The organism is Ruegeria sp. A3M17 (assembly GCF_003318255.1).
Lineage (GTDB): Bacteria > Pseudomonadota > Alphaproteobacteria > Rhodobacterales > Rhodobacteraceae > Ruegeria.
Map to the genome: position 1 here is coordinate 101651 of NZ_QOCF01000018.1, position 12187 is coordinate 113837.

Sequence of the window (12187 nt, forward strand, 5' to 3'; positions counted from 1 at the left end):
AGCGGAGGTTAGCCTGATTCATCGTTCATGCACAGATCAGGCTGGCAGCCTGTTTTCGATCCGCCCCATATGCAGCATCAGGCCGAAGCCTGCAGCGCTCATGGCCAGGATGCCAACCGCTAGCGGGGTGATGGACCCGTCGAACATCTGCCCGATGGGGGCCGCAATCGCGGCAGCAAACACGGTCGAGATCGCTCCGATCACCGAAGCCGCCATGCCCGCGATATGGCCCATCGGCTCCATCGCGATGGCGTTCAGGTTGCCCATGGTCATGCCTGCCATAAAGAAGACTGCCGTTTGCCAGCTTACGAAAAGTGCGAAGGACATGGTGGGCGATAGGTCTGCCGCATTCAGGGCGATGACAGCTGTGGTAAAGAGGACTTGCGCGCCCAACGCCCATGTCACGATCCGGCGCATGCCCAAATTGATAACGAGTGCCGCGTTTAACAGGCTGGCTGAGCCTGCCATCAACGCCACGAACCCGAACCAGAACGGAAAACTGTCGGCACTGTCGTGGATGACATCGTAGACCGGTTGAACCATCGTCAGCATGGTGAACAACATGCCCAGACACAGTGTCTGAACCAAAATCGACAGTCGGACAGTTGGGTGTGTGAACATCTGGCGCGCGGCGTCCAGTATAAGGGGCAGGCGCAGCGGGCGGCGGTTCTCGGCCGACAAGGGTTCTGGAAGGCGCAGGCCCATCCAGACGATGGTGATCAGTGAGAACAGGATGAATGAGGCAAAAATACCCCGCCATCCGGTCAGTGCGATCACGCCAGCACCAAGCATTGGCGCAATTGCTGGGACCAGGGTGAAGATCATCATTGCAATCGACACAATGCGCGCCATCTCGCGGCCCGAATACAGATCGCGGATAATCGCCATGGCTACCACGCGCGGGGCAGCACATCCGATCCCCTGGAAGATACGGGCGACCAATAGCATTTCGAGTGATGAACTGGCCCAGGCAGCCGCCGCTGCGATGATATACAGTGCCGATCCGACGTAGATCACTGGCTTGCGGCCAAAGGCGTCGGACAGCGGACCGGTGAAAAACGTGCCAATCCCCATGCCCAACACAAACGAGGTCAGGATCAGCTGGGCTTTGTTGATGTCGTCGGGGCTAAGCTGCGCGCCGATATTTGGCAGCGCAGGCAACATGGAATCGATCGAAAACGCGATCGTCGCAAACATCATTGCGACAAGTGCTACGAACTCACCCCGTGACATGCGATTGGCCATAACGCCCTCCTGATCTGTTCGCGCTATCACGGCAAATCAGTTGACGCTAGGTGTCAAATTGCACAGGGGTCTGTGCTAATTTGCAGGGGAAGCCTCAAGTTGAGACATGATATCAGCAATCACTTTTTCCCACATTTCAGGGGGTTGCGCCCCGGGGACGGCATGTTGATTGGCAACGATGAACGTCGGGACAGAGCTGACGCCCATTTGCCTGGAATGGCTGTCACGGTTGCTGATATCCTCGCGGTCGGCATCGGATTTCAGCAGTTTTAGAACGACTGCTGCGTCCATTCCCGCATTGTCGGCAATATCGGCCAGAACCTCATGATCACCGATGTCACGGGCCTGCACGAAATAGGCATCGAACAAGGCATCGACTACGGCATTCTGTTTGCCTTCAATCCCGGCCCAATGGATCAGGCGGTGGGCGTCCAGTGTGTTGGGCGTGCGCTCCATACCTTCAAAGTCGATCTTAAGACCTGCATTCTCGGCGTGGTCGACGACCGGAGCATAGGCCCGCACCGCGCCTTCCTTGCCCCCGAACTTGCGTTCGAGATACTCGCGGCGGTCCATTCCGGCATCCGGCATGTCGGGGTTCAATTGGAACGGATGCCATTCGATCACAAACGGATGGTCCGGGATCGCCGCCAGCGCCTTGTCCAGATGGGTTTTGCCGATATAGCACCACGGGCAGATCGGGTCGGACATGATATCAAGCTTGACGGTCTCGGTCATGGGTTGGTCGCCTTGAAATAGGCCGGCAGCGCCCGGCGCAGAAGTTTCCCGTTCCCGCCGGTGGGCAGTTCAGGCAGATGGATAAAGGCGCGCGGTTGCTTATAGCGCGCCAGATTTGCCTCGACATAGGTGCGCAGGGCGTTGTCGTCCAGCTTTTCCGGTCCTGTATAGAAGGCTGCTATCACAAATGTGTCCTGTTTGACTTCGACTGCCGCAGCCCCGACCTGCGCGATGCCGGGATATCGGGACAGCGCGGCCTCGACCTCAACCGGTGACACCCTATAGCCGCCTGCATTCATCATATCGTCATCGCGGCCCAGATAGGTGATCTGGCCATCCACGGCCATGGCCCCTTGATCGCCGGTCAGGAACCAGTCGTCCTGCATCCGGGCTTCGGCCTCGTCCGGGGCGTTGAGATAGGTCAGCATCAGGCCGGGGTCGGTCTTATGTATAGCGATGGTGCCTTCCTGACCCTGAGGTACGGGACCGTCAGATCCCAGGATGGCCACACGGCGGCCAGGCTGCGGCTGGCCCAATGCATCGGACCGCGCTGGATGCGCCGGGCTGGACGAAATGAAAGTCGAACACTCGGACATGCCATAGGCCTCGTAGAGTTCAGTGCCGGTCGTTTGCGTCCACTGTCCATGCAGATGCCGCGACAGTTTTTCTCCGGCGCATAATCCATGCCGCAATTCCGGCAGGTCGAGGTCGCCTGTTGAACTCACCAACTTACGGAACACGCCCGGTGCTGCAGCAAAGATGGTGGCCTGATGACGGCGTAGCAGGGAGGGTAGTGCGTCCAGATCGGTGCCCGGCGCGGGAATAAGAGCCGTTGCGCCGATGGTCCAGGGATCCATCAGACCGGTCCCAAGAGTATAGGTCCAGTTGAAGGCGCCAGCGTGACACAGGCGATCGGCTTCACGCAGCCCGTACCAGCCATCCACCATCATCTGACGCGCCCAGATGGCACGATGGGCATGGGCCACAGCCCTCGGTTTTCCCGACGTGCCCGAAGTATAGACGACATAGGCCATCCGTTCCGGGTCACCCATTTGATATTCAGCAGCAGGCAGATCACGCATTCCGGCCAAATCGGACAGGTCAATCTGAACCGGGTGCGCGGCGCACGCAACCTGTGGGTCACGCAGAATGGCGTCAGGCTTGAGGTCCTTGATCATGCGCTCTGTTTCTGGCTCGGTCAGCTGCGACGATGTTGGGACCGGGATGATGCCGACAGCAATCGCTCCGAGATAGGCAATCGGGAAATCGACCGTGTTCCCAAGCCGCATCAACGCGATATCGCCGGGCTTCAAACCGGCATTCAACATCCCTGTGCCAGTGCCCAGAATGGCCAGCCGCAACTCGCCATACGTCCAATTCCGGGCATCCGCAGGACCCACCACAGACAGGGCGGTCTTGCCCGCAAGCCTGTCTGCACGGCGCAGTACATGCGCTGCCAGATTGAACGGAGACGGGCAGGCCGGCGGCGGCCCCTGATCAAAAACAGAAAGCATGGCAACTGGCTAGCGCGACCACTGCTGCGTTGCAAGCGCGACGGGCTGCGCCTATAGAATGACGCATGAGCACCCAAGACCAGACATCTCTGATCCGCATTGCCCGGGACTCGGGCGAACATACGGAAGTTGAACCACTGGACCTCGGCGCGCGTGTGCGCGAGCTTCGGAAAGCGCGGAAATGGACGCTTGAACAGGCGGCCACGCAGGCCGGTTTGGCGCGTTCAACGCTTAGCAAGATCGAAAATGGTCAGATGTCGCCCACCTATGACGCGCTGAAAAAGCTTGCGACCGGTCTTGAGATCTCGGTGCCGCAGCTGTTTACGGCGCCACAGCGGGACCAGGTGATCGGCCGGATGGCCGTGACGCGCATGGGCGAAGGGTCAGCCCATCCCACAACCACCTACGAACATGAACTTCTGGCCGAAACGCTGACAAAAAAGCAGATGTTGCCCTATCGGGCCCGTGTCCGCGCGCGGTCAATGGATGAGTTCGACGGCTGGGTCCGCCACGACGGCGAAGAGTTCTTGTATGTCCTGACGGGTGTTGTGCGCCTTTACACCGAGTTTTATGAACCAGTCGAAATGCGCCGCGGCGACAGCGCCTATTACGACGGGAGCATGGGTCACAATGTAATCTCGGTCAGCGACGAAGATGCAATGATCCTGTGGGTGACATCACTTACTTAACGACCGGCTGAATTCCCGGTTCAAACCTTCCGTGAACAAAAAGTCCTCAAGCTCTTCGTGGGCTTCGTTCATGGTCAGTTGATGGCGTTCAGCCAGATACGCTTCGAAACATTTGCGGTCTTGGCTTAACCGCACCATGTCCTGATCCCGCAGGTTTGGAAAGCGCCGTTTGGCGCGGGTATACATTGCACTCCAGTCTTGCGTCAGATCGGTCCATTTCAACATTAGACAGCTTTCCGTTTTCATGGTTTCAAACCGCTCGTCCCAAGAACCAGCGTACGAAGGTGGTGGGGGCGTTCGGGCATGACAAAATGTCGCACCCGGGGTCGGGAGGCGGTTTGATTTTTGACGGGGTCGAAAGTGCCCGTTGCAGCCTATCCGCAACGGGCAGACGGACCTGATTTTCGAGTGAGTGGAGGCCGGTCCGTAAATTCGATGTGCTGCGCACCGGACGAAGAGTTACGTTTTGAATTTCAAAGCAATAATCAATTCGTGCAGCGTACTGCAGTATATGTACAAGCTATATCGCTAAACCCCGTTCAGTAAAGCTTTTTGTGTGAGTTTTTTAGGGGAACACTTGACGTTGGGGCAATTGCAACATGTTGACGTGGCAAAAATTTGACCCGCAATATGCGGTGCCAATAGGCTGTGCGCCGATTTCCGCCCACGTCCCTTAGGTGCCGCGCGTAACCCGTTACTGTTCGTACCACCAAACCTGCGGCATGTACTCCGGCCCATCGCCATAGATAGGCAAGTTTTCCGGCTGTTTGAGCTCCTTGGCGTGGGCGATCCGGCCCACATCAAAATTCCAGATTGGAATGACATAGCGCCCGGCGGTCAACACACGATCAAGCGCGCGCGTTGCAGCAACGAAATCCTCATGACTTTCCGAGGCCAGCATGGCGTCAATCATTCCGTCCACTGCGGGTGAAGCTACCCCCATCAAGTTGCGCGTGCCCGGAGTATTCGCGTTTTCGCTGCCCCAGTACAGGCGCTGCTCGTTGCCGGGTGACAGGGACAATGCACGACGGAAATAGGTCATGTCGAAATCCAACTCGGATGTACGGCTGGTGAACTGGGCGCTGTCGACCTGTTCCGTGCTCACCGCGATGCCAAGACGTTCCAGTGCGCGCGAGTAGATCTCGATAGCTGTTTCGCTTTCGGTGTCGCCCTGTTGCAGCAACACGGTCAGGGTAAAAGCATCACCGTTTTCGTTACGCAGCACGCCGTCCTGGATGGTCCAGCCAGCCTCAGCCAACAGTTTGGTTGCAGCGCGGATGTTTGAGCGGTTGCGGGCCGATCCGTCACTTTCTGGCAATGTATAGCCTTCAAGCGTTCCGGGGGGCAGGTCGTCCTTGAACGCCAATAACAGCTCTTCCACACGACCACTTGCCGGGCCGGGTTGCATCGCAAGGTCCGAGCCCGAGTAATAGGATGAGATGCGCGGCTGAGCATTGCCGGTAATCGTGTCGTTGATGAACTCGAAATTGAATGCCAGCGTCAACGCCTCGCGGACACGCCAGTCGGCAAACGGCGCTTTGCGGGTGTTCATGACAAACCCGGTCATGCCCGAGGGCTTGCCGTGCGGGATCTCGGTCTTGATCACATCCCCACGCTGGACGGCCGGGAAATTGTATTGGTTGGCCCATTTGTCGGCATTGAATTCACGCACCGCAGTCAGTTCACCGGCTTTGAAAGCCTCGAACAGAACAGTGCCGTCGCCGTAGAACTCGATCCGCATTTCGTCCAAATTCATGGTGCCTTTACGGAAGGGAATATCAGTGCCCCAATAATCCGGGTTCCGCTTGAGGTTCACGTATCTACCGGCCTCATAGCTGTCGACGACGTAGGGCCCGGTTCCGGCCGGAATGTCATGCAACCCGGCATTGGCAAAATCTTTACCTTCCCACTGGGCTTTCTGCAGGATCGGGCGCAGGCCTGCGATCAGGGCAAGCTCGCGGTCGGGTTCGTTGAAGGTGATGCGCACCGTGCGGGGACCGGTCTGTTCGATACTGTCGATCTTGCCCCACAATCCGCGATATCGCAGGTGGCCTTCGGTGCCCAAAGTCTCATACGACCAGATGACATCATCCACTGTGACTGGTGTACCATCCGAGAATTCGGCGTTCTCGCGCAGGGTAAATTCGACCCAAGACCGGTCCGGCGCGGTCTCAACTGATTCGGCTAACAGCCCGTAAAGAGTGAAAGGTTCGTCCCAGGATCGACCCATCAGGCCCTCATGGGTCCAAAATCGCAATTGCCAGGGTGAGCTGCCTTTTTGCACGAACGGGTTCAAACTGTTATAGCCGCCCGTATTTCCGAACACGACTTTCCCGCCTTTTGGCGCGTCCGGATTTGCGTAGGGCAGGGACACAAAATCCGGTGGTAAGGCGGGGTCACCATACATAGCTATGCCATGGGTCGATTCTGCATAAGCAATTGACGTGCTCAAAAGTGCAGTGATTCCCGCGATCAATGGACGAACGGGGCGTAGAAAATCGGGGCTCATTTTGGAAACAATCCTGCTCTGGCCTTGTTTTGTTGGGATTCATCGTAGCTATGATTTTTCTTGTTTTCAAACTTTTAGCTTGGACGAACACAAGAAATTGCTTATAAAGGACGCACTGCTCGATAGGTTTCTTGCCTGTATGAAACCTGCCTCAATAACTTAACGCCCGCTTCGTGCGGGCGTTTTTTTTGTTCGGATCCGACGTAGGATGCGTCGCCCGAATGTTTCCCCGTTTTCTTTGCAGCTGCAGCATGGCACTGTGTCGCCAAAGTTGATTTTGTGGGAGTTCGGCCATGAGCCTTTCGGGAAAAACAGCCATTATCACCGGATCGAATTCAGGGATCGGATTGGGCGTCGCGCGCGAGTTGGCGAAGGCTGGGGCTAACGTGGTGCTGAATTCATTTACCGACCGCGACGAAGATCATGCGCTGGCCGCCGAGATTTCGAAAGAGACCGGTACTAGCGCACGCTATATCAAGGCGGACATGTCCAAAGGTGAAGAATGCCGCGCGCTGATCGAAAAGGCGGGGGCTTGTGATATTCTGGTGAACAACGCGGGCATTCAGCATGTCGCGCCGGTTGATCAGTTTCCGGTCGAAAAGTGGGATGCGATCATCGCGATCAACATGAACTCGACTTTTCATACGATGGCCGCCGCGCTGCCAATGATGCGCAAGGCCGGGTGGGGACGTATTGTGAATATCGCCTCGGCACACGGGTTAACGGCGTCTCCGTTCAAGGCGGCCTATGTCGCGGCAAAGCACGGAGTGGTTGGTATGACCAAAACCGTGGCGCTGGAAACCGCGCAGGAGCCGATCACATGCAACGCGATCTGCCCGGGATACGTCCTGACCCCATTGGTCGAAGCGCAGATCCCGGGCACCATGAAGGAATACAACATGAGCCGTGAGGACGTGATCAAGAACGTGATGCTTGAACGGCAACCTTCGAAAGAATTCGCCACGGTCGAGCAATTGGGCGGCACCGCGATCTTCCTGTGCTCGGATGCAGCTGCGCAGATCACCGGGACCACGATCTCGGTCGATGGCGGTTGGACAGCGTTGTGAGGTTTCACGGGGGCGCTGCCCCCGCACCCCCGGAGTATTTCGGAAAAGATGAAGGGGCAGGACGGTGAAACGGATCAATCTGGCTTTGCAGGGTGGCGGCGCGCATGGTGCTTTTACTTGGGGCGTTCTCGACAGGCTGCTGGACGAAGAGGATATTGAGGTCGCGGCCATCACTGGGACCTCGGCCGGGGCGCTGAATGGCGCTGCGTTCAAATCCGGGATGGTGCACAACGGACGCGACGGCGCGCGGGCTTGTCTGGACGGGCTATGGGCACGGATGGGCGCCGTGGGGGATATGCGCCTGGCTAATTGGATGCAGGCGCTGGAACCTGCGCAGATTGCCCAGTCGATGGAGTATTCACTGCCATTCTCGGTTGGTGATGCCTGGTCGCGGATGGTGTCGCCTTATGCCTATGGTCCTTTTTACCGCAATCCCCTGGAACAGGTTGTGGATCGGTTCAACTTTGATGAGATTTGCACGGATCAGGGACCCCAGTTGTTTGTTTGCGCGACCTGTGTGCGCAGCGGCAAGATCCGGGTGTTCACTGGGGATGAGATTTCCACGGATGCCATCCTGGCCTCGGCCTGCCTGCCGAGCCTGTTTCAGGCCGTCGAGATATTTGACCCCAGCTCGGGCCGGACCGAGGCGTATTGGGATGGTGGTTACACTGGAAACCCGGCGCTTTATCCTTTGTTTAACAGTGATTTGCCTGAAGACGTCGTGGTCGTGAACATCAACCCGCTTGAGCGTGATGAGGTGCCGAAAACTCCGCAGCAGATCCAGAACCGCATCAACGAGATCAGCTTTAACTCATCCCTGTTTCGCGAGCTGCGGGCGATCAATTTTGTTCAACGTTTGTTGGCGGACGGCAAGCTGACGGCCGGAGAGATGAGCCGCGTATTTGTTCACATGATTGCGGATGACGAACTGATGAATGATTTGTCTGTGGCGACCAAGACGGTTCCCAACCCTGTGATCCTGCATAAGCTGAAGGAAGCCGGTCGCGCCGCAGCGCATCGGTTCATCGGCGATCACAAAGCCGATCTTGGCGCACGCAGCACCGTCGACCTGCCCGAGATGTTTGGCTGATCACTCGGGTGGCTGCGTCGGGTCTTTTTCGTTGGGGTAAACAAGGCCTGCGGAAATCACCAGTTTCGCGGCGTCCTCGATGGTCATATCCAGCAGGATCACGTCCTCGGCCGGGAAGAACAGCAGGAAGCCCGAGGTGGGGTTGGGCGTGGTCGGAACAAAAACGCCCAGCAGTTCACCCCCGGTTTCCGCTCGCTCGCTGACTTCGCCTTTTGCCGCGGTCGAGACGAAACCGATCGCCCAGATGCCGCGGCGCGGGTATTGGATCAGGCAGGCTTTTTCGAATGACCTTTCAGTCTGCGCAAAAACCGTTTCCGAGATCTGTTTGATCCCGGAATAGACGGACCGGACAACGGGCATCCGGCTGACAAGGCTTTCGGCAATTTGGATCAGGGACCGGCCCAGAATACCTTTGGCGATCCATCCGACCAGAACAGTGAAGATCAGGAAGATGACAACGCCGACGCCGCGCAGGTTGATGCCCACATATTCCTGAGGCTGGAACCGTTGTGGAATTATGGGCAGCACCGCACTGTCGATCCAGCCGACCACGGACCAGATCAGCCAGATGGTCAGCCAAACCGGCGCAATCACAACGATGCCCGTCAGGAAAGACGCGCGCAGTCGCGAAAACAGGCCCGGGCGGCGTTGTGGTTCTTCGTCAAATGGCGTGTTCATTGCGGTCCTGAGCGGTTTTCTGCCAAATTAGTTAAGCAGTTGGGTGCCTTGGTACAATAGGCTTATGTCAATCGGTTCGGTCGGATAGCGCCCGAGCAATTCCGGCCGCCAGTCGCGCGTTATTACGAACCAGGGCAATATTGGCCGTCAGCGAACGCCCTTCGGTCTGTTCGTAAATCCGTTGCAGCAGGTAGGGCGTGACGCCCTTGCCGCTGATCCGGTGCGTATCTGCGTCGGCCTGTGCCGATGCAATGATGGGTGCCAGTTCTTCGGCCGCGATCTGATCGGCGGCCGGGATCGGGTTGGCGACCAACTGACCGCCGGGTAAGCCAAGCGCGCGGCGTGTGGCGTGCGCCGTGGCGATGTCTTCGGCGCTGTCCATGCGCAAGGGCGCGGCATAAGGGGATTTGGCCGACCAGAAGGCCGGGAATTCGTCCTGCCCATAGGCGATGACCGGAACGCCCAGCGTTTCCAGAACCTCGAGCGTTTTTGCCAGATCGAGGATGGCCTTTGCGCCCGCCGCCACAACCGTAACCGGGGATTGCGCCAGCTCATGCAGATCGGCTGAGATATCAAAGGTCGTCTCGGCACCCTGATGCACACCGCCGATGCCACCGGTGGCAAACACTTCGATCCCAGCATAATGGGCGGCAATCATCGTCGCAGCGACTGTGGTCGCGCCAGTGCCGCCGGTTGCCATGCAAGCGGCCATATCCGCGCGCGACAGCTTGGCGACGCCCTGCGCCTGACCCAACGCTTTCAGCTCATCAGCCTCAAGGCCCACATGCAGTTTGCCTTTGATCACGGCCATGGTTGCCGGAATTGCGCCCGCGTCGCGGATGTCCTGTTCAACCTGTGCCGCGACCTCGATGTTCTGAGGGTAAGGCATCCCGTGGGTGATGATGGTGCTTTCCAACGCCACGATAGGCTGGCCTGCGTCCTTGGCGGCGCGGACCTCGGCGGAATATTGAATGTCGATCACAGTGGGGTTTCTCCGGATACGTATGTTGCGGCGGCGTGCAAAGCGCGGGCCAGGGCCTCTTCGCTGGATGCTCCGTCGGATTCTGAGGCGATGTGGGCCGCCATGAATGTGTCGCCTGCGCCGGTTACGCGGGTAACCAGAACGGACGGGGGTGTTTGGGTCAGGATTTCGTCCGCATTACCAACCGTGGCCGAGCTTCCGCCATCGGTGACCAACACGCGCAGCGCGCCGCGATCCAGCAGGCCTTTGGCGGCGCTTTCGGAATCCTTGAATTCGCGCTGGCACAGGATGCCGGCTTCTTCGAGGTTCACATACAGCGTGGCCCGCGCATGCTTCAGGAACGGCAGCAAGCGTTCGGCTTTACCGGGCGAGGCCGGTGCCACACGCAGATCGGCGCGTGCAAAGGCGGGGCTTTGGGCGATTTCCTCAAGCAAGTTCAGTGTCAGATTGCCGTCCAGCGCGATAGGGCCTTCGAACGGCTCGTTTTCGTACCCTAGCGGCCCGTGCATCAGTGGACGCAGGATTTTGGCACCCGCGGCCTCAAGCGAATGCGCGTCAGCAATTGCCGCGATCAAGCCGTTGGCCCCTTCGACTGCCATGTACCGGTCGGTCGGCAAATCCTGCGAACGGTAAATGTGATCCGTCACCATGCCCAGTCGGGAACACGCATTTGCCAACTCATCACCCTCAGGATCGCGCCCAATGGCCGTCAGCAGGGTGGGGGTCATGCCAAAACGCACCAGAGTCATGGCGATGTTCATGGCCACGCCGCCCGGTAGGCGGGTGATCCGCCCCGGCACGTCCGACCCTTGCCGCATGGCGCTGGCGGACCGGCCAATCACGTCCCAAAGAACCGAGCCGATACAAAGGATGTCGCTGTTTTGTGTCATGTCGTCGTCATGCCGCAGCCCCGGCGTAGGTGCAAGCGTTAACGCTCGCACCGATCAGCGCATCGCGTCGGTCAGACCCTTCAGCGCGGCCAGAGGGTCATCCTGTGACCAGATCTCGTCCCCGATTCCGAAAAAATCGGTGCAGGGGGTCAGATCGCGAACCAGGTCGGGGTTTAGGCCACCCTCGGCAACAACTGGGACTTCGATCGTCTCAGACCACCACTGGAACAGATCCATTTCGGCCATAGTGCCATCACCCAGCGTTGACGCGCCCACCGGTCCAAAGGCGACATAGTCCGCGCCGGCCTCGCCAGCCGACATGCCGTCATGGCTGGACGCACCGCAAAAGCTGCCAACGATGGCTTCCGCGTCCAATTCCTTTCGTGCAAACCGGACCGAGCGCGCGGCGTCATCCAGATGCACCCCGTCCAACCCCAATCGCTGCGCCAGCAGAACATGGTTCGAGATCACCAGCGCCACATCGCGCGCATGGGCAACCTCACGGCAGGCGTCCGCAGCGCGGGCGATCGTGTCTTCATCGCCACCAGCCAGCGCCAATCGGATACAGGCAATCTCTGCCCCGTCCAACACGCTGGCCAAACGGTTCGTAAAGGTGCTCAGTTCGATGGTCGGTGGCGTAATCAGGTAAATCTGCGGCTGCTCGGGGGTGTCCATTGGCGCGTCCTTCGCTTTCAGTCTTTTGCGCGGTTTAGCGGATTGCGGCGGGGAAGCAAACTTTTATGCTGGGTTCCGGCCCAAATGAAGGCGCGGATGGCTTGCCCTGCCTG

At 58.6% G+C, this 12187-nt stretch carries 12 protein-coding genes; 3 read left to right on the top strand and 9 right to left on the bottom strand.

The features are described from left to right. Positions 1-36 precede the first annotated feature (36 nt). From DS906_RS10630 to DS906_RS10640, 3 genes are all read right to left on the bottom strand, one after another. Positions 37-1245, bottom strand: a complete 1209-nt coding sequence (locus DS906_RS10630) for an MFS transporter (protein ID WP_113790150.1) — start codon at positions 1243-1245, stop codon at positions 37-39. Between the two features lie 75 nt (positions 1246-1320). Then, positions 1321-1980, bottom strand: a complete 660-nt coding sequence (locus tag DS906_RS10635; protein WP_113790151.1) for a DsbA family oxidoreductase — start codon at positions 1978-1980, stop codon at positions 1321-1323. After that, positions 1977-3494 carry a class I adenylate-forming enzyme family protein gene (locus DS906_RS10640; protein WP_113790152.1) on the bottom strand — a complete coding sequence of 506 codons (1518 nt, stop codon included), beginning with the start codon at positions 3492-3494 and terminating at the stop codon, positions 1977-1979. Before DS906_RS10640 ends, DS906_RS10635 begins: the two co-directional genes overlap by 4 nt. 65 nt (positions 3495-3559) lie before the next feature. Here DS906_RS10640 and DS906_RS10645 point away from each other — a divergent pair, with 65 nt between their 5' ends. Then, positions 3560-4183, top strand: a complete 624-nt coding sequence (locus tag DS906_RS10645) for a helix-turn-helix domain-containing protein (RefSeq protein ID WP_058271780.1) — start codon at positions 3560-3562, stop codon at positions 4181-4183. On the opposite strand, the gene DS906_RS10650 is transcribed toward DS906_RS10645, so the two are convergent. Continuing rightward, entirely contained in the window at positions 4172-4408 is a 237-nt protein-coding gene (locus DS906_RS10650; protein ID WP_058271932.1) for a hypothetical protein, read from the bottom strand. The genes DS906_RS10645 and DS906_RS10650 overlap by 12 nt on opposite strands. A 469-nt stretch (positions 4409-4877) precedes the next feature. Beyond that, positions 4878-6692, bottom strand: coding sequence for an extracellular solute-binding protein (locus DS906_RS10655; protein ID WP_113790153.1), 1815 nt, complete (start codon positions 6690-6692; stop codon positions 4878-4880). 293 nt (positions 6693-6985) lie between these two features. On the opposite strand from DS906_RS10655, the gene DS906_RS10660 reads away from it, so the two are divergent. After that, positions 6986-7759, top strand: coding sequence for a 3-hydroxybutyrate dehydrogenase (locus DS906_RS10660; protein ID WP_113790154.1), 774 nt, complete (start codon positions 6986-6988; stop codon positions 7757-7759). Between the two features lie 64 nt (positions 7760-7823). Then, positions 7824-8849 carry a patatin-like phospholipase family protein gene (locus tag DS906_RS10665; protein ID WP_113790155.1) on the top strand — a complete coding sequence of 342 codons (1026 nt, stop codon included), beginning with the start codon at positions 7824-7826 and terminating at the stop codon, positions 8847-8849. Here the strand turns inward: DS906_RS10665 and DS906_RS10670 are convergent, their stop codons facing one another. The 4 genes from DS906_RS10670 to DS906_RS10685 form a co-directional block, all read right to left on the bottom strand. Further along, entirely contained in the window at positions 8850-9527 is a 678-nt protein-coding gene (locus DS906_RS10670) for a DUF502 domain-containing protein (RefSeq protein ID WP_113790156.1), read from the bottom strand. It abuts the gene before it with no gap. A gap of 67 nt (positions 9528-9594) precedes the next feature. Then, entirely contained in the window at positions 9595-10509 is a 915-nt protein-coding gene (locus DS906_RS10675) for a pseudouridine-5'-phosphate glycosidase (RefSeq protein WP_113790157.1), read from the bottom strand. After that, positions 10506-11399, bottom strand: coding sequence for a PfkB family carbohydrate kinase (locus DS906_RS10680; protein WP_113790158.1), 894 nt, complete (start codon positions 11397-11399; stop codon positions 10506-10508). The genes DS906_RS10675 and DS906_RS10680 overlap by 4 nt, the downstream gene beginning before the upstream one ends. Positions 11400-11453: 54 nt before the next feature. Beyond that, complete coding sequence (locus tag DS906_RS10685) at positions 11454-12074, bottom strand: thiamine phosphate synthase (protein ID WP_113790159.1); 621 nt, start codon at positions 12072-12074, stop codon at positions 11454-11456. Positions 12075-12187 lie beyond the last annotated feature (113 nt).

What these genes read in the sequence shown, in the direction of transcription:
- DS906_RS10630 (WP_113790150.1), bottom strand. Translation starts at nt 1,245, where the DNA reads ATGGCCAATCGCATGTCACGGGGTGAGTTCGTAGCACTTGTCGCAATG.
- DS906_RS10635 (WP_113790151.1), bottom strand. Translation starts at nt 1,980, where the DNA reads ATGACCGAGACCGTCAAGCTTGATATCATGTCCGACCCGATCTGCCCG.
- DS906_RS10640 (WP_113790152.1), bottom strand. Translation starts at nt 3,494, where the DNA reads ATGCTTTCTGTTTTTGATCAGGGGCCGCCGCCGGCCTGCCCGTCTCCG.
- DS906_RS10645 (WP_058271780.1), top strand. Translation starts at nt 3,560, where the DNA reads ATGAGCACCCAAGACCAGACATCTCTGATCCGCATTGCCCGGGACTCG.
- DS906_RS10650 (WP_058271932.1), bottom strand. Translation starts at nt 4,408, where the DNA reads ATGTTGAAATGGACCGATCTGACGCAAGACTGGAGTGCAATGTATACC.
- DS906_RS10655 (WP_113790153.1), bottom strand. Translation starts at nt 6,692, where the DNA reads ATGAGCCCCGATTTTCTACGCCCCGTTCGTCCATTGATCGCGGGAATC.
- DS906_RS10660 (WP_113790154.1), top strand. Translation starts at nt 6,986, where the DNA reads ATGAGCCTTTCGGGAAAAACAGCCATTATCACCGGATCGAATTCAGGG.
- DS906_RS10670 (WP_113790156.1), bottom strand. Translation starts at nt 9,527, where the DNA reads ATGAACACGCCATTTGACGAAGAACCACAACGCCGCCCGGGCCTGTTT.
- DS906_RS10680 (WP_113790158.1), bottom strand. Translation starts at nt 11,399, where the DNA reads ATGACACAAAACAGCGACATCCTTTGTATCGGCTCGGTTCTTTGGGAC.
- DS906_RS10685 (WP_113790159.1), bottom strand. Translation starts at nt 12,074, where the DNA reads ATGGACACCCCCGAGCAGCCGCAGATTTACCTGATTACGCCACCGACC.